We start from the raw sequence: 16,882 nt of genomic DNA, 5'->3' as shown, positions 1-16,882 counted from the left end.
GGACAAGCCACTGGCATTGGCCACACCGATGGTTCAGAACTGTGGAGCCACCTAAGCAACGGTTCCGTATGTCCTCCATCCGCCCGCTGATCCCGCTCCTCATCGCCGCCGGCATCCTGCTTGGCGGCAACGGGCTGCAGGGCACGCTGATCGCGCTGCGCGGCGCGCAGGAAGGATTTTCGGCCTCCGACATCGGCCTGATGGGCACGTTCTATTTCGCCGGCTTCCTGTTGGGGTGCCTGGCCGTCACCCGTATCCTCAAGGCAGTCGGCCATGTCCGGACGTTTTCAGCACTGGCCGCCATCGCCGCGGCCAGTACGCTGCTCCTGGTGCTGGTGATCGATCCGGTGATGTGGTGCGCGGTGCGCTTTGCCGGCGGTTTCTGCTTTGCCGGCCTGTTCACCGTCATGGAAGCCTGGCTGAACTCCGGCGTCGAAAACAAGGATCGTGCGCGCGTGCTGGCCATCTACCGCATGGTCGATATCGGCTCGGTGACCGGCGCACAGTTCCTGATCCCGATCTTCGGCCCCGGCGGCTTTGCCATCTTCGCCATCATGTCGATGATGATCACGCTGTCGCTGGTTCCGGTGTCGCTCGGCGACCGCTCCAACCCGACGCCGCCGGAAGACGTCAAGCTCGATCTCGCCCGCGTCTGGCGGATTTCGCCGCTCGGCTGCTTCGGCTGCATCTGCGTCGGCGTCACCAACAGCGCGTTCCGCACGCTGTCGCCAGTCTATGCCGAACAGATCGGCATGTCGGTGGCCGATGTCGTCACCTTCGTCAGCGTCGGCATCTTCGGCGGCGCCCTCATCCAGTATCCGCTGGGCTACCTCTCCGACCGCTGGGATCGGCGCGCGGTGCTTTTGGCCACGACATGCGGCGCCATGTTCGCCGCGCTGGCGCTGGTCTTCGTCGCCGGCGCCGATCCGACCCTCAATTTGATCATCGTCTTCATCTTCGGCAGCTTCGCCATGCCGCTCTATTCGCTGTCGGCGGCGCATTCCAACGACCGCGCCGACAAGGGCGAGTTCGTGCTGATCAACGCCGCCTTGATGCTGTTCTATTCCTTCGGCGCCATTGGTGGCCCCTTCGCGGCGTCCGCAGTGATGCAACATTTCGGACCGGGCGCCCTGTTTGTCTTCAGCGCAGTCGTCTACGCCACCCTCATCGCCGTCATTCTCTACCGCATGCAGGTGCGCGGCAGCGTGCCGGCGGGCAAGCGCAGCCGCTTCACGGCGCTGCTGCGCACATCAACCGTCTTCGCGCGGCTGGCGCGCAGGAATGGCGATTCCGACGGATCGGCTGATACTTGACCGAAGGGCGGCTTGACGAAAGCGCCCATGGCTGAAATTGAAAGAGAACCTTACCCGTTACTAAAAAGCGATTTGATGCACGTCATCACCACCCAAAATGAGCTCGAGTCCGTTCTCGCCGCTTTTGAAAAGTCGGATTTCGTCACCGTCGACACCGAATTCATCCGCGAAACGACATTCTGGCCGATTCTGTGCCTGATCCAGATGGCGGCGCCAGGCGTCACCGCGCTGGTCGACCCGCTGGCGCCCGACATCAACCTCGCCCCATTCTTCCGGCTGATGGCCAATGAAGCGGTGGTCAAGGTTTTCCATGCCGCGCGCCAGGACATTGAAATCATCGTCCATCTCGGCGATCTGGTGCCGCATCCGGTGTTCGACACCCAGGTCGCGGCCATGGTCTGCGGCTTCGGCGACAGCGTCTCCTACGATCAGCTGGTGCAGCGCATCACCGGCGCACGGCTCGACAAATCCTCGCGTTTCACCGACTGGCGCCACCGGCCGCTGTCGGACAAGCAGCTCGACTATGCCTTGGCCGACGTCACCCATCTGATCGACGTCTACAAGCATCTCAGCGCCGAACTGGAGCGGGAAAACCGCGCCCATTGGCTAAACGAGGAAATGGAGGTGCTGACTTCGCGCGAGACCTACGATCCGCACCCCGAAGACGCCTGGAAGCGGCTGAAGATGCGGCTGCGCAAGCCGCAGGAGCTGGCGATCGTGCAGACGGTGGCGGCATGGCGCGAACGCGAGGCGCGCGAGCGTGACGTGCCGCGCGGCCGGGTGCTCAAGGACGACGCCATATACGAGGTCGCCCAGCAGGCGCCGCGCGATGCGGCAGCCCTTGGCAAGCTGCGCACCACGCCGAAAGGCTGGGAACGGTCATCGACGGCAACGGCGCTGCTCGGCGCGGTCAACACGGCGCTCGCTTTGCCCCGCGAAGAAATGCCGAAGCTGCCCAAGAGCTTTCAGCCGCCCGAGGGCTCCAATGCCGCCTCCGAGCTGTTGAAAGTGCTGTTGCGGATCGTCGCCGAGAAGGAAGGCGTCGCCTCGAAAGTGCTGGCGTCCAGCGACGACATCGACCGCATCGCCGCCGAGGGCGAGGATGCCGACGTGCCGGCCCTGCAGGGCTGGCGACGCGCCGTGTTCGGCGAAGCCGCACTGAAGCTGGTGCGCGGCGAAATCGGCATCAAGTTCGACAAGCGCAAGATCGCGGTGTTCGATTTGTAGACCCCCACCCCGCTCCGCTGCGCGGAGCGACCCTCCCCACAAGGGGGAGGGTAAACGACTGCCCTACACCGCTCCGAGCAGGTGTAGCGCGAACCAGATCCATGCCAACAAGAGAATGATCGCGCCGACGTAGAAGGCGCGGCTGCGAAACCGCAGATTGTTGCTGGTGAGGTGGACCCAGGCGTGGCCATAGCGGGAAATCACGAAAATCCACATCAACGCCAGGGTCAGATAATTGACGCCATTGGTCGCGTGCAGCGCCAGGCACAGCACATAGAACAGCACCGGCAGTTCGAACTGGTTGATGAGATTGTTGGCAACCGTGACGCTCGACCCGGGCTCGGTCGTGCGCACCTTGTATTGACCGACCTTGGCCTCGCCCGATTTGACCGCGCCGTAGCGGCGCCGGCCCATCACGACATAGACGATATAGACGAGCAACACCTGCGCCAGCATCGGCCAGAAAATCGCGGTCTGGCTCATGGCGTTGCCCCTGCTCTGTCGTTCATGCCTGTGGACGCCGCTGGGCGGCAAGGATCAAAAACGCGATGACGATGACGGGGATCGCCAGCAGCGCGAATTTGGTGACGATCAGCGACGAGGCGAAAGACAGAGAATCCGGGTTGGCCGACAGCGCATCGGACAGAAGCCGCGCCACCGCAATGTTCTGGGCGTAGTCGGCGCACGTGTAGGGCAGCACGATGACCAGCGCGAACAGCGCCTGAAGCTGCACCGGCATGGCACGAAAATTCTTCAGCCGCCGCCCGGTTGCCAGGATCAGGCTGACCATGGTCAGCGACAGCAGCGCCGGGAAGAGAAGGTCGAAAGTCAAATAGTGCCAGACCAGGATGATCTCGCTGCCGCGTCGGCCGAGTGCCGTCAGCCAGGCCATGCCCTCGTCGGGCGTGAACCCGCCAAGGCGCACGTCGAGCGACGGCAGGCCACCGCTCAGCCGGCGGAAATAGAAGAATTCCAGCAGCGTCATGATGATGAAAACCGCCGCGGCGGCAAAGCACAGCGCGCCGGCATGGCGCGCCAGCCGCAGCACGATCGTCGCCTGGTGGCGCCAGAGCATGTACCGCTCTGGCTGCCGGTCAGGCTCCGCCAGGATAGTTCGGGCTTTCGCGGGTAATCGTGACGTCATGGGCGTGGCTTTCACGAAGTCCGGCGTTGGATATGCGCACAAAGGTGGCGCGTTCGCGAAAATCGGCAAGGTCGCGGCCACCGACATAACCCATAGCGGCTTTTAGCCCGCCCGCAAGCTGGTGCAGCACGCCAGACACAGGTCCCTTGTAGGGCACCTGCCCTTCAATGCCTTCCGGGACCAGTTTCAGCGTGTCGCGAACCTCGGCCTGGAAGTAGCGATCGGCCGAGCCGCGCGCCATGGCGCCGACAGAGCCCATGCCGCGATAGGCCTTGAAGGAGCGGCCCTGATGCAGATAGACCTCGCCCGGGCTTTCGTCGGTGCCGGCCAGCAGCGAACCGATCATGGCCGCACTGGCGCCGGCGGCAAGCGCCTTGGCCAGATCGCCCGAATATTTGATGCCGCCGTCGGCGATGACCGACACGCCTGATCTATGCGCCGTCTCCACCGCCGACATGATCGCCGAAAGCTGCGGCACGCCGACACCGGCGACGATGCGCGTGGTGCAGATCGAGCCCGGGCCGATGCCGACCTTGACGGCATCGGCGCCGGCGTCGATCAGCGCCTGCGTGCCTTCGGCGGTGGCGACGTTGCCGGCCAGGATGCGGACGGAATTGGAAAGCTTCTTGGCCCGCGTCACCGCATCGAGCACGCGCTGCGAATGGCCATGCGCGGTGTCGATGACCAGGAGGTCGACACCGGCATCGATCAACCGCTCGGCGCGCTCGAAGCCGTCATCGCCGACGCTGGTGGCTGCCGCCGCCCGCAGGCGCCCCTGCGCATCCTTGGTGGCGTGCGGGTTGAGTTGCGACTTCTCGATGTCCTTGACGGTGATCAGGCCGACGCAATTGCCTTGCTTGTCCACGACGACGAGCTTTTCGATGCGGTGCTGGTGCAGCAGCCGCTTGGCCTCGTCCTGGTCGACATTCTCGTTGACCGTGATCAGGTTCTCACGGGTCATCAATTCGTAGACTTTCTGCCCCGGATCGGAGGCGAAGCGCACGTCGCGGTTGGTCAGGATACCAACCAGGCGGCCGATCTTCTGGCCGCCGGTGCCGCCATTCTCGACAACCGGAATGCCCGAGATGGAATAGGTGCGCATCAGCGCCAGCGCGTCGGCGAGCGTGGCGTCGGGGCCGATGGTGACCGGATTGATGACCATGCCCGATTCGAACTTCTTGACCTGGCGAACCTGCTCGGCCTGTTCGGCCGGCGAGAAATTGCGGTGGATGACGCCGATGCCGCCGGCCTGCGCCATGGCGATGGCGAGCCGCGCCTCGGTGACGGTGTCCATGGCGGCCGACAGGATCGGCACGTTGAGGTCGATGTCGGTGGCGATGCGGGTGCGGATGTCGGTCTCACCGGGCATGACCTCGGAATGACCGGGCTGCAACAGCACGTCGTCAAAGGTCAGCGCCAGCGCGCCGGTGGACGTTTCGATGATTTTTGCCATGGCCAGTCCTCGGATACGAAAAGCGCTGGGAGAATACAAAAAAGCGCTGGACCGAAATGGACAGCGCCGACTCGTTTCTTCCCTTTCAGGATTGGCGCTGGCTGGTAACACGTCGCGGCGCCGATGAAAAGCCGGTCGTGGCCTATTCGGCGGACTTGCCCAACAGGGCATCGAGCAAGACATGGCGCGGTGACGCGAAAGGATTGACGACCGTTACGCCGCCCCAGGTGAAGCCGTCCTGCAGATCTTCCGACAGCAGCAGCCGGCAACCGGTTTGCGAGGCAACAGACAGGATGGTCGCATCCCAGATGCCGAAATGGTGATCGGTCGCAAGATCAGCCGCGACCGTCATCACCTCCGGCGTCGTGCCGACAACCGGAAACGCGTCGCGCCAGCTCAACAGGGCGTCGCGCGCTTGTGCACGTGATCGTCCGGCCTTGCGTGTGAGAACGGTGAACAATTCGCCGAGCACTTGGACTGGAATGACGGCTGCCTCTTGCGCAATGTCGTGCAGCAGGCCGAAAACGATGTCGCGCTTCTCGGCTCCGTTGATCCCCTCGGCATAAACAAGGATGTTGGTATCGAGCGCGACCTTCACCGCTCGTCCTCGTAAAGCTCGTCGCGGCTCCAGCGCCCGGCTTCTACAACAGGCTGGCGTTCGAGGCGCGACAGCAGCGCTGTGCGCGAACGAGACGCCGCAGGGTCGGGCTGCCCTGCAGGCACGATCCGCGCCACGGGGCGCCCATGGCTGGTCACGACATAGCTCTGTCCTTCGCGGACACCGCGCAGGAGGAGCGAGAATTTGCGGTTGGCGTCGGCTGCGGAAACGGCTTCTTCCATGACATTGTCCAGATAGTAGTTATATTCACTACAGCATAGTGAACCCGGTCAATTTTCGCAAGTTCATTCAATGTGGCGAAACGCAGCGATGCCTCTTGTCCGCCCACGGTCGCACAAAAATGACAGCAAATTAATGCGACATCGCGCCTGAGGCGTGATAACCGCCCGTTTGTATCGGCTTGCCCGCCTTTTCATTGCCTGGATTGGCCGGCAGGCACATTTAGACCAGTTCGGACGCGTTCGTTGAACCGCATCATTCCGCTCATTCTGGCGGTCGCCTTGTTCATGGAAAACATGGATTCGACCGTCATTGCGACATCGCTGCCGGCGATCGCCGTCGACATCCACACCAGCCCGATCGCGCTCAAGCTGGCGCTGACCGCCTATCTGGTGTCGCTGGCCATCTTCATTCCGATCAGCGGCTGGATGGCCGACCGGTTCGGCGCCAAGACCATTTTTCGCGCCGCGATCGGCGTGTTCATCGTCGGCTCGGTCTGCTGCGCCGTCTCCAACTCGCTGCCGGCCTTTGTCGTCTCGCGCTTCCTGCAAGGCATAGGCGGCGCCATGATGACGCCGGTCGGCCGGCTGGTCCTGGTGCGCGCGACGCCGAAGAGCGAGCTGGTTGCCGCCATGTCGTGGCTGACGGTGCCGGCGCTGGTCGGACCGCTCGTCGGACCACCGATCGGCGGCTTCATCACCACTTATTTCACCTGGCACTGGATCTTTCTGATTAACGTGCCGATCGGCCTGATCGGCATCTGGCTGGCGACGCGCTTCCTGCCGCAAACCGACTCGATGGAGACGCCGCCGCTCGATTTCGTCGGTTTCGTGCTGAGCGGGCTGGCGGCCTCCGGCGTCGTCTTTGGCCTGTCGGTGGTCAGCCTGCCCTATCTGCCGCCGGCGACCGGCCTCATCACCGTGGCGGTCGGGCTGATTTCCGGCGTGCTCTATCTGCTGCATGCGCGGCGCGCCAAGAATCCCCTACTGGCGCTGGAACTGTTCCGCAACCAGGTGTTCCGCTCCTCGGTGCTCGGCGGCTCGCTGTTTCGCATCGGCATCGGCGCGGTGCCGTTCCTGTTGCCCCTGATGTTCCAGATCGGCTTCGGGCTGACGCCGTTCCAGTCGGGCATGATCACCTTCGTCTCGGCCATCGGCGCCATTGGCATGAAGTTCGTCACCGCGCTGATCTTCCGGCTCGCCGGCTTCCGCCGGGTGCTGATCTGGGGCTCGCTGATCGCCGCCGCATCGATCGCCATCTACGGCCTGTTCACGCCGGAGACGCCTTACGCGCTGATGCTGGCGATATTGCTGGTCGGCGGGTTTATCCGCTCGATGTTCTTCACCGGCGTCAACGCGCTCTCCTATGCCGAGGTGACGGCTGAAGACACCAGCAAGGCAACGCCGATCACGGCGGTGTTCCAGCAGTTGTCGATCGCGCTCGCCGTGGCGCTGGCCGGCGGCATCCTGGAAGTCTCGACCTCGATCCGTGGCGGACCGCTGGCGCTCGGCGATTTCCACATCGCCTTCTTCATCGTGGCGGCGGTGTCGGCGGCAGCGTCCGTGTCATTCATGCGGCTGGCGCCGGATGCCGGCAATGCCGTATCGGGACATGGCCGGCTGACGACGCCGAAGACGCTGGAGCCGGTGAGCACGGCTGGGAAGTAAGGGGCGGCGCGACGAAAATCGTCGACGTCGGCGATCCTTCACACCCCCCCTCTGGCCTGCCGGCCATCTCCCCCGCAAGGGGGGAGATCGGATATCACGCGGCTTTCGCCAATCTTGCAACTTTGAAGGAATGGCGAGGCGGTCGCAGCTGCCAATCTCCCCCCTTGCGGGCGAGATGTCCGGCAGGACAGAGGGACGGAGCGCTACGAAGCGTCTTTCACGCCGTGCCGTCTCTGCCCTTAAAATCCTTCGCCAGCAAATACAACTCCACCGACTCATCCCGCGACGCCGGCGGCTTCACGTGGTGCACCGAGCGGAAGTTCTTCTTGAGCATCGACAGCAGCTCGTTTTCGGCGCCGCCTTGAAACGTCTTGGCCAAAAAGTGCCCGCCCGGCTTCAGCACCGACAGCGCGAAATCGGCGGCCACCTCGCACAGATGCATGGTGCGGATGTGGTCGGTTCGCTTGTGGCCGGTGGTCGGCGCGGCCATGTCGGACAACACGATATCGGGGTCGCCGCCCAGCGCCTCGGCGAGCTTTTGCGGCGCTTCCGGGTCGAGGAAATCCATCAGCAGCACCGGCGCACCCGGCACCGCATCCATTTCGAGATAGTCGATGCCGATGACATGTGGATTATCAGCCGTCGATTTCGTCCTCGCGGCCGCCACCTGGCACCAGCCGCCGGGGGCCGCACCGAGATCGATGACCTTCATGCCGGGTTTCAGCAGATGATGCTTGTCATCGATCTCGATCAGCTTGTAGGCAGCGCGCGAGCGATAGCCGTCGGCCTTGGAGCGCTGGACATAGGGATCATTGATGTGGCGCTGCAGCCAGCGGCGCGACGATTCCTTCAGGCCGCTCTTCTTCTTGATCCGCGTTTTGAGGACACGAATGCTGGCGGAGCCCGGCTTTTCCGGCTTCTTGGTCATGACTTTTTTTCTTGTTTGAGTTTTTGCACTCGCCGAGTTGCCGCCGTTTTTCGGCGGCTTCGCGTTTCGCGAAGGGCTTCCCCCACTCCGTCGCCGCTTCGCGGCGCCACCTCTCCCCCCTCCGGAGGGAGAGGAAAGGCGCTGGTCTGCATAAGTTCGCGCCCTTCCTCTACCCCGTCGATCGGGGGAGAGGTGTAGAGCGAAGCACGACGGAGGGGGGGTGGTCCGTTCACCAAAGCAATGCGGATCATGCTCGGCCCCGCCCACTGTTGCGCCAGACGCCGTCATCGGCCATCAGCTCGCTCAAAATGCCTTCGCGTAAGCCCCGGTCGGCGACGCGCAGCCGCTCCGACGGCCACACCGCACGGATGGCTTCCAGGATAGCACAGCCGGCCAGCACAAGATCGGCACGGTCGGCGCCGATGCAAGGGTTGGCGCAGCGCTGCTGGAAGTCCCAGCCGACCAGTTTTTCGACCATGCGGTCGACGCTGTCGCGGTCCATCCACAGCCCATCGACGCGGCGGCGGTCGTAGCGTTCGAGATCGAGATGGACGCCGGCCAGCGTCGTCACCGTGCCGGATGTGCCCAGCAGATGGAATTTCGGACTGGCCAGCACATGGCTCAGCCGGTCGCGGCCGTCGAAGGCTTTCAGCCGCACCGCGACGTCGTCGACCATGGCGGCAAAGATCTCGCGCGTCACCGTGCGGCCGCCAAAGCGTTCGGCCAGAGAGACGACGCCGACCGGCAGCGAGGTCCACGACACGATGTGGTTGGCCAGCCGCGGCGAGCGCTGGCCGGTGAGGTCGATCAGCGCGATTTCGGACGAGCCACCGCCAATGTCGAACAGCACCACGCCTTGCGTGTCGCGCTCGATCAGCGAGCCGCAGCCGGATACAGCCAGACGCGCCTCGGTCTGGCGATCGATGATTTCCAGCTTCAACCCCGCCTCTCGTTCGACGCGCTGCAAAAATTCCACGCCATTGTCGGCGGTGCGGCAGGCCTCGGTGGCGATCAGCCGTGCCTTGCGGATCTTGCGGTTGCGCAATTTGTCGCCGCAGATCTTCAGCGCCTCGACGGCGCGGTCCATCGCCGCCTGGCTCAGGTGCCCATTCGCCGTCAGCCCCTCGCCCAGCCTGACGATGCGCGAGAAGGCGTCGATGACGCGGAACTGGCCATGGCGCTGCGGCACCGCGACCAAGAGCCGGCAATTGTTGGTGCCGAGATCGAGCGCGGCAAACACCGGCAGTTCCTGCATCGGCGGACGATGCATTGGCTGTTCCGGTCGGGATTGTGGCGCCGAGGGCAAAGGCACCGGCGCTGGAGCGGCCGGGCCGACGGAGGCCGGCGCACCAACCGCTGCGGCCGTTGCGAGAGGGCTGTCGTCGCGCGCAAAAACCTTGCGCCCACGCCGGCGCTTGCGCCGCTTTCTCGCCTTGCCTCGCTGATGCTGGGCTTCGCCGGCCTGTCCGTTGCCGGACTGAGGCCCCGCCTGGCGGGGCCACCCGGCGGATGGGCTTGGCCCGCCTGACGGCGGCGAAGCCCTGGACACGCCCACTTCCGGCGCGCCAGCGCCGGTGTCGTGGTCTTCCACTTCAGTTCCTTCCGGCGCCGCGCGAACCGGAAAACCGGACGCAGCAGGCGCTTAAAAATTTTAAGTTGCCGCCAGAGTAGCAGCGCCGGACCGGATCACCAAGAGCAAGGGGCCAAATTTTGCCGGCTGCGTCCTGCCACGTCCCCGCTGCTTTGCAGCGTCCCGGCGTTCGCTAGCCTTTTCATCTTGCCACTGGCACGACGAATTCGCCGTTGGCGAACCGGCTGCTCACCCTTGCCGGTTGAATAGCCGGCTTCAATGAGGCATTTCTGAAATGAGGGGGAATTGGTGAATCGCGGACGTTTTAACGCCCGCCTGGGCGATGGGCAGCAACACATGACGACAACTCCATGAATTGGGGGGGCACGAATTGGAAGCGCTATCTGTGGCCGGTCATCGGTGTCGCGGCGGTCATCGGGTCGCTGTTGTTGCTGTGGCATGAGTTGCGCGGCATCTCGATCGACGATGTCTGGGACGGCATATCAGCCATCCCGACGCGCGGCTGGGTGCTGGCGGCGCTGAGCTCGGTGGTCGCCTACGCCTCGCTTGCCGGCTACGACCACATTGCCCTTCTACATATCGGCAAGAAGGTGTCGTGGCTGTTCGTCACCTTCTGCTCCTTCACCACCTATGCGCTGTCGCACAACATTGGCGGCTCGGTGCTTTCGGGCGCGGTGATCCGCTACCGCGCTTATGGCACCAGGGGGCTCACCGGCCAGGATGTCGGCATATTGGTGGCGATCTGCTGGATCACTTTCGTGCTCTCCAGCCTGCTGGTCGGCGGCCTGGTGCTGGTGTTCGAGCCGCAGATCATCGGCCGCTTCTCCGGCGCGCCCCACCATGGGCTGGCGATCGCCGCCGGCATCGCTTTGCTCATTCTGGTCGGCGCCTATATCTTCGGCAGCTGGCTGCATCTGAAGCCGCTCAAGATCGCCGGTTTCCAGTTGCATTACCCGGCGCTGCCGATCGTGGCACGGCAATTGCTGATCGGCCCGATCGAGCTGCTGGCGGCAGCCGCGATCATCTTCTTTGCCCTGCCCGTGGCCGGCAATCCCGGCTATTTCGTTATCCTCGGCGTGTTCCTGGTGTCGTTCTCGGTTGCGCAGATCTCGCATGCGCCCGGCGGGCTTGGCGTGTTCGAGGTCGTGTTCCTCGCCGGCCTGTCGCAGATGGACCCGGTCGGCGTGCTGGCGGCACTTTTGGTGTTTCGCCTGTTCTACCTGATCATCCCGCTGCTGATCGCGCTCGGCGTGGTGCTGTTCTTCGAGCATTCGCAATACAGCCGGACGGAGAGCTGAGGATGATTGGGTGCGGCGCGCCACCCGGGCGTAATTGCCCCTATGAAACGCTGTGATTGAAACGCAGCTTAGGCTTGACTATTTTCCGGCGGCGGCTACAAGGCACGCGCGGCTGCTTCGGCGGCCCACCAGCGCGACAGCGCCTGCTGGGGAATAGGTTAACGGTAGACCCACGGACTCTGACTCCGTTAGTCCTGGTTCGAATCCAGGTTCCCCAGCCAAGGCACGTCATGCCCACTGACAGCCAGTACATCCTCGAACGCATCCGCCAGGGATGCGTGGAGTTGTCCGACGACGAGTTCGCCATCGACAGGCTGGCAAAATATGTCGGCAACGGGAGAATCCGCTGGCATGTCGAGTTCCGTGGGCATCGCATCGAGCTGACAACCGGCCAGATCAAGAAGCAGCCTACCTTTCGCAGGAAAATCCTCGAACAGGCTGGCGTTCTGCCGCCGCAGCGTGCCGGGGCCGATTACCGGCGATGGGCACTCGATCTCAGGCGGAATGCCATCGAGCTTCCCTGGCGCGACAGGCCGGTCGATGCCGGTTTTGCCATCGACAGGCTGACCAGCCACGGCGATGGGCGCTGGACGGTGGAATATCAGGGCAAGGCGATAAAATTCACGACGACGAAACTGCGCCGGCAACTCAGTTTCCGCAAACGCATGCTGGCCAAGGCCAAGGTGCTTCCGCCGGAATTGGCCCCGCCTGCCTATCGCAAGTGGATGGACTGGCTCATTCAAAACGCGACTGAGGCTGTGCCGCAGGCCGGCGAAGCCTCGATCACAGAGAAAAGCTGGCTTGACGACCTGCCGGAGCTGGCCGGCTGGGAAGATGAAGCGCCACCCGAGAATTGATTGGGTTCCAATGATCATGAAATCGAGCGATGCTTCTCCGGAACTGCGATTGGGCAGCGGACGTTCTGGGGATACAGACCGAGATCGGAAGCCTGCCAAAACTGCCCTGCAATAACCGCGTGCCAAGCCTGATATCCTCCGGCAGGAGTTTGCCGCCGAAGCCAGCGGCCGGCGCCGCTCATCAAGAGATTGCCTGAGGAGGCGCCGGCCAGGCGGGCATTGGGGTACCCGCCGACGCTACATTAGCATTCACGCATAGATTTGGTATGGCGCGAACGCGGAAGGCCGGCTGCCTTCACAGCAGCATTACCGCAATTTTTCCCAAGACCAGGAACCCGCAACGGTGCAAGGGTTGGAACGCCCAGCGTTTCGGCGCGGCTTGCCTGGAGACAATCATGGCGACGTTTCATCCGAAGGTCCGCCAGCCGACCGGGCGAAAGACATGGACCTGTATGGATGGTTGATCGGCAGTTGGGACTTGGAGACGCTCCACCACCGCAACGACGGCACAATTCAGAAATGGGATGGCGAGTGTCACTTTGGCTGGGTGCTCGAAGGCCGCGCCATTCAGGACATCTGGATCAGGCCCAGGCGCCCTGCCCCGTCCACCATGTATGGCACGACCTTGCGCGTCTTCGATCCCGGGATGGGTGGCTGGCACATCATCTGGAGCGATCCGCTCAACCAGGATTACTCGCGCCAGATCGGGCGGGCCGAAGGCAAGGACATCGTCCAGATGGGCGCCGACTCGCGCGGCCTGCAGGCTCGGTGGCGGTTCACCGAGATCACCGCCGGCAGCTTTCACTGGATCGGTGAGGAGAGACGAGCGGAGAGCGACCCCTGGCGCGTGACATATGAACATTTCGCGCGCCGGACGGGTTCCTGAAGCACGCTTGCGCATTCAGCCCCTCGTGCCTACGGGCGAGGTACGACCATAGATTAGCGATAGCTCAATTAACACCAAACCAGTATCTCAAAACCCGCCGGTACAAGCGCGCCCAAGAACCTTCATATGTACCGAGCGCGAACTGAGGCTAGACAAGTGAAGATTCCAATAGCATTGTTGGCACTGGGACGGGGCTCGACCGGCAAACGCAAACGATGCTTGTCGGTGGTTGGCAACTGCTAAACCGTACAGCCGTAATTGCCACGGCTGCGAGACCAAGGAGTCCCAAGGATGCCGAACTCAAGCCAAACCAGCGATCAATGGTGGGTCAACGACCAGACGCCGGACAACCCGTACGGCAAAAGCGAAGATTACGGGGCCTTCCTCACCTACCTTGGAGCGCTGGACCGGTCGATAACGCCGGCGATCGCGGCGGGAACGCTGAGGATAAATGTCTCCGAGCTCAATGACCATCCCGAATACAAGGCCGCCGCGATCGGCGCCTTGCAGATGTGGGCCAGTGTCACCCCGTTGAAGTTCGAAATCGTCGACAATGCACCATACAACAGCGCAACGGACTGGATGCAGGTTGTCAGCCCCGAACTGGGCGAAGAGGACGACGGCAGCGCCTATTCCAACGACCGCTATGTCAGCATCGGCCAGCGTTTCCACGACACCGAGGTCAACAAGACGGATATTGGCGGCTATGTCTTCGATTCCTTCATCCATGAATTCGGTCATGAGTTCGGGCTGAACCACCCCGGGCTCTACAATTACAGCGGCCCAGGCGGCGTACAGATCAATTTCTGAACAATGCGACCTGGACCTACGACCGTCAGCAATACAGCGTCATGTCCTATTTCGACGGGATCGATGTCGGTGAAACCAGCCGCTGGTCGGCGTCAACGCCGATGATGGCCGACATCGAGGCTGTCATCCGCCGCTTTTTCTCCACCGTCGACGAGAACGGCGTGCGCACCTATCAGCATATCGATCTCAACATGGGCGACAACGTCTACGGCTTCGGCAGTGCCGTGGACGGCTACCGGCTGACCTCCTCGGGCATGCAGCACGATATCGGTTTTGTCATCCATGACACCGGCGGAACCGACACGATCGACTTCTCCGGCTCGACGGCCGGCACGATCCTCGATCTGCGCGCCGGACAGTTCTCCAGCGTCAACGGCCACAGCAACAATGTGTCGATCTTTGCCGGGCACAACGCCGATGGCACCGACTATTACATCGAGAACGGCATCGGCAGCAGCTATGACGACGTCCTGATTGGCAATGACGGAGCCAACGTGCTGGATGGCCGCGGCGGCGGCGACCGCATGGCCGGCAATGGCGGCGACGACACCTACTTCGTCGATTCCCTCGACGACATCGTGCGCGAGGAAGCGAATGGCGGGAATGACACGGTCGTTCTGCTGAACCGGAACTTGAATATCCGGAAAATCGCCAACGTCGAACACATCATCTACGCCGACGAGTCGACACTCCAGCCTGGAGACGGCGGCACCGAAACCGCACCGACCATCGGCGACAACACGATGACCAGCGTCATCTTCGGCGACAATGGCAACAATACGCTCGACGGCGGCGCCGGCGACGACACGATCTTCGGCCAGGGCGGCGATGACCTCATCATCGGCGGCCGCGACTCGCTCGCCAGCCGCGACATCAACAACACCATCGATGTCGCCGACCTTCCAGACCAGACCGAGAGCGACGACGGCAATGACACGCTCTATGGCGGCCGCGGCAACGATACGATCCTCGGCGGCCAAGGCAACGACATCCTCGACGGCGGCGACGGCGACGATACGCTGAGCGGCCAGGATGGCGTCGATATATTCAGGGGCGGCGCCGGCGTCGACACGGTAGACTTCAGCAAGGAGAGCCCCTTCCAACTGCTCGTCAACCTCGAGACGAACGTTGCCAATGGCGGCACCGCCACCGGCGACACCTTCTACAGCATCGAAAACCTGATCGGCTCCGATGACCGCATCGACCGTTTCATCGGTACGTCGGCGGCAAATCATTTCTGGGGCCGGGGCGGCGGCGACTATTTCAACGGCGGCGGCGGCAACGACATACTGGATGGCGGCAATGACGGCGACATCCTGTACGGTGAAGCCGGCAACGACACGATCATCGGCGGCGCCGGCCAGGACTATCTGGATGGCGGCGCCGGCATTGATACGGTCGTCTACGAAGGCAGTTCCGCCGGCGTGACGATCGACCTCGCCAATGGCACGGCCAATGGCGGCGACGGCGATGGCCCGGTGCAGATCGTCGGGCGCGGCACCGTTATCCGGCACGACATCCTGGTCGGCTTCGAAAACGCCGTCGGGTCGTTCTTTGACGACCATCTCATCGGCAACGCCCAGGCCAACAAACTTTCCGGCGGCGCCGGCAACGACACGCTGACCGGCGGTGGCGGCGCCGATATATTGAATGGCGGCGCCGGCAGCGACACGGCGGACTACGCCGACGCGGCCAGCGGGCAAAACCTCAAACTGGGTGGCGGCAAATCCGGCGGCGACACCTATATCTCGATCGAAAATCTGGCTGGCTCGGGCTTCAACGATCACCTGACCGGCGATGGCGCGGCCAATGTGCTGACCGGCCAGGGCGGCGCCGACAAGATCGACGGCGGCGGCGGCGATGACACCCTGCTCGGCGATTTCGCCTATCAGGGCGATGCTCCGCCACGCCCGGGCATGGGCACCGGCTACGCCACGCTCGGACCGGACGCGACCAACAATTCGGTCTCGACCGCCTTCGACATCTCGAACAACTTCTCGCTGACCGCCGACCCCGACATCTTCGATTCGACGACCACCCTTCACACCACCGTCAATGCCACCGGAAACGGCTTGGGCGGATATTACAGCATCAACCTGGCGGCCGGCACGATCATCACCATCGACATCGATGGCATTGCCGACCCCAATGTCCATGACAGCATCGTCAGGGTGCTGGACAGCGATGGCAATATCGTCGCCCAGAACGACGATGGCGGCAACGACCCCGGCTCCAACAACGGCCGCGATTCGAGCACCAGCTTCATCGTTCAGGAAACCGGAACCTACTATATTGTGGAGGGCGAATGGTCGGACTCGGCTCCTGGCGATGGCTGGGTCGAATCCGTGCCGGAGGGCTCGACTTACAAGCTGAACGTGTCGGTCGAATTCCCGCCGGCACCAGCTCAGCCGGGCGTTGCGGGCGCCGATACGCTCAACGGCGGCGGCGGCAGCGACCTTTTGGATGGCGGGCTGGCTGCCGATACGCTGACCGGCGGCGCCGGCGACGACTATTTCCGCTTCTCGACAGAACTCGGGAACGGCAATATCGACTGGATCAAGGACTTCAAGGTCGCCGACGATACGATCCTGCTGGACAACCTCATCTTTGCCAGCGTTGGCGGCGACGGCGCCCTCGCTTTGGGCTCATTCTACAAGAGCGCAGCCGGTGCTGCTCATGATGCCGACGACCGCATCATCTACGACACCGACAGTGGAATATTGTCTTACGACGCCGATGGTTCCGGACAGGGAGCAGCCGTTCAGTTTGCACACCTGAACACAAATCTGGATCTTTCGGCTGCAGACTTCATTGTCATCTAACGCGTTGCCGGGGGAGGGGTGCCGTCAGGCTCCCCTCCCGCATACCCC

At 63.2% G+C, this 16,882-nt stretch carries 13 protein-coding genes, 1 tRNA gene and 1 pseudogene; 8 read left to right on the top strand and 7 right to left on the bottom strand.

Annotation, left to right across the window (positions count from 1 at the left end; translation table 11 throughout):
* Positions 1-68 precede the first annotated feature (68 nt).
* Positions 69-1,313 (top strand): MFS transporter, encoded by a 1,245-nt coding sequence (locus NKJ75_RS04160; protein ID WP_023750462.1) that lies wholly within the window; start codon positions 69-71, stop codon positions 1,311-1,313.
* 75 nt (positions 1,314-1,388) lie between these two features.
* The gene (gene rnd / locus NKJ75_RS04155) at positions 1,389-2,540 is read left to right on the top strand and encodes a ribonuclease D (RefSeq protein WP_023705815.1); all 1,152 of its coding nucleotides are present in this window, start codon (positions 1,389-1,391) and stop codon (positions 2,538-2,540) included.
* A 63-nt stretch (positions 2,541-2,603) separates the two neighbouring features.
* Here rnd and NKJ75_RS04150 read toward each other — a convergent pair whose 3' ends face one another.
* The 5 genes from NKJ75_RS04150 to NKJ75_RS04130 all read right to left on the bottom strand — a co-directional run bounded on the left by NKJ75_RS04150 (position 2,604) and on the right by NKJ75_RS04130 (position 5,977).
* Positions 2,604-3,023: an MAPEG family protein gene (locus NKJ75_RS04150; protein ID WP_023673032.1), complete on the bottom strand. Its 420-nt coding sequence runs from the start codon at positions 3,021-3,023 to the stop codon at positions 2,604-2,606.
* Positions 3,024-3,045: 22 nt separating this feature from the next.
* Positions 3,046-3,615 carry a hypothetical protein gene (locus NKJ75_RS04145; protein WP_023749016.1) on the bottom strand — a complete coding sequence of 190 codons (570 nt, stop codon included), beginning with the start codon at positions 3,613-3,615 and terminating at the stop codon, positions 3,046-3,048.
* A gap of 19 nt (positions 3,616-3,634) precedes the next feature.
* On the bottom strand, positions 3,635-5,137 hold the full coding sequence (guaB, locus tag NKJ75_RS04140) for an IMP dehydrogenase (protein WP_023834263.1): 1,503 nt from the start codon (positions 5,135-5,137) through the stop codon (positions 3,635-3,637).
* A 142-nt stretch (positions 5,138-5,279) separates the two neighbouring features.
* Positions 5,280-5,735 carry a PIN domain-containing protein gene (locus NKJ75_RS04135; protein WP_023673035.1) on the bottom strand — a complete coding sequence of 152 codons (456 nt, stop codon included), beginning with the start codon at positions 5,733-5,735 and terminating at the stop codon, positions 5,280-5,282.
* Entirely contained in the window at positions 5,732-5,977 is a 246-nt protein-coding gene (locus NKJ75_RS04130) for a type II toxin-antitoxin system Phd/YefM family antitoxin (protein WP_023673036.1), read from the bottom strand. Before NKJ75_RS04130 ends, NKJ75_RS04135 begins: the two co-directional genes overlap by 4 nt.
* 243 nt (positions 5,978-6,220) lie before the next feature.
* Here NKJ75_RS04130 and NKJ75_RS04125 point away from each other — a divergent pair, with 243 nt between their 5' ends.
* Positions 6,221-7,642 carry an MFS transporter gene (locus NKJ75_RS04125; protein ID WP_023805084.1) on the top strand — a complete coding sequence of 474 codons (1,422 nt, stop codon included), beginning with the start codon at positions 6,221-6,223 and terminating at the stop codon, positions 7,640-7,642.
* Positions 7,643-7,859: 217 nt separating this feature from the next.
* Here the strand turns inward: NKJ75_RS04125 and NKJ75_RS04120 are convergent, their stop codons facing one another.
* On the bottom strand, positions 7,860-8,570 hold the full coding sequence (locus NKJ75_RS04120; RefSeq protein ID WP_023694903.1) for an RlmE family RNA methyltransferase: 711 nt from the start codon (positions 8,568-8,570) through the stop codon (positions 7,860-7,862).
* Positions 8,571-8,817: 247 nt separating this feature from the next.
* On the bottom strand, positions 8,818-10,161 hold the full coding sequence (locus NKJ75_RS04115; RefSeq protein WP_023834264.1) for a Ppx/GppA phosphatase family protein: 1,344 nt from the start codon (positions 10,159-10,161) through the stop codon (positions 8,818-8,820).
* 350 nt (positions 10,162-10,511) lie between these two features.
* Here NKJ75_RS04115 and NKJ75_RS04110 point away from each other — a divergent pair, with 350 nt between their 5' ends.
* From NKJ75_RS04110 to NKJ75_RS04090, 5 genes and pseudogenes are all read left to right on the top strand, one after another.
* Positions 10,512-11,459 (top strand): lysylphosphatidylglycerol synthase domain-containing protein, encoded by a 948-nt coding sequence (locus NKJ75_RS04110; protein WP_023834265.1) that lies wholly within the window; start codon positions 10,512-10,514, stop codon positions 11,457-11,459.
* A gap of 147 nt (positions 11,460-11,606) precedes the next feature.
* Positions 11,607-11,680: transfer RNA gene (locus NKJ75_RS04105), tRNA-Gln, on the top strand.
* A 9-nt stretch (positions 11,681-11,689) separates the two neighbouring features.
* Positions 11,690-12,316 (top strand): hypothetical protein, encoded by a 627-nt coding sequence (locus NKJ75_RS04100; RefSeq protein ID WP_031204235.1) that lies wholly within the window; start codon positions 11,690-11,692, stop codon positions 12,314-12,316.
* 442 nt (positions 12,317-12,758) lie between these two features.
* Positions 12,759-13,202 carry a hypothetical protein gene (locus NKJ75_RS04095; RefSeq protein ID WP_245274163.1) on the top strand — a complete coding sequence of 148 codons (444 nt, stop codon included), beginning with the start codon at positions 12,759-12,761 and terminating at the stop codon, positions 13,200-13,202.
* A gap of 291 nt (positions 13,203-13,493) precedes the next feature.
* A pseudogene (locus tag NKJ75_RS04090) lies at positions 13,494-16,834 on the top strand (M10 family metallopeptidase C-terminal domain-containing protein).
* Positions 16,835-16,882 lie beyond the last annotated feature (48 nt).

It is taken from the genome of Mesorhizobium sp. M0058 (assembly GCF_040323095.1).
Lineage (GTDB): Bacteria > Pseudomonadota > Alphaproteobacteria > Rhizobiales > Rhizobiaceae > Mesorhizobium.
The sequence above is the reverse complement of the archived record's forward strand: the minus strand, read 5'-3'. Positions and strand labels throughout refer to the sequence as shown.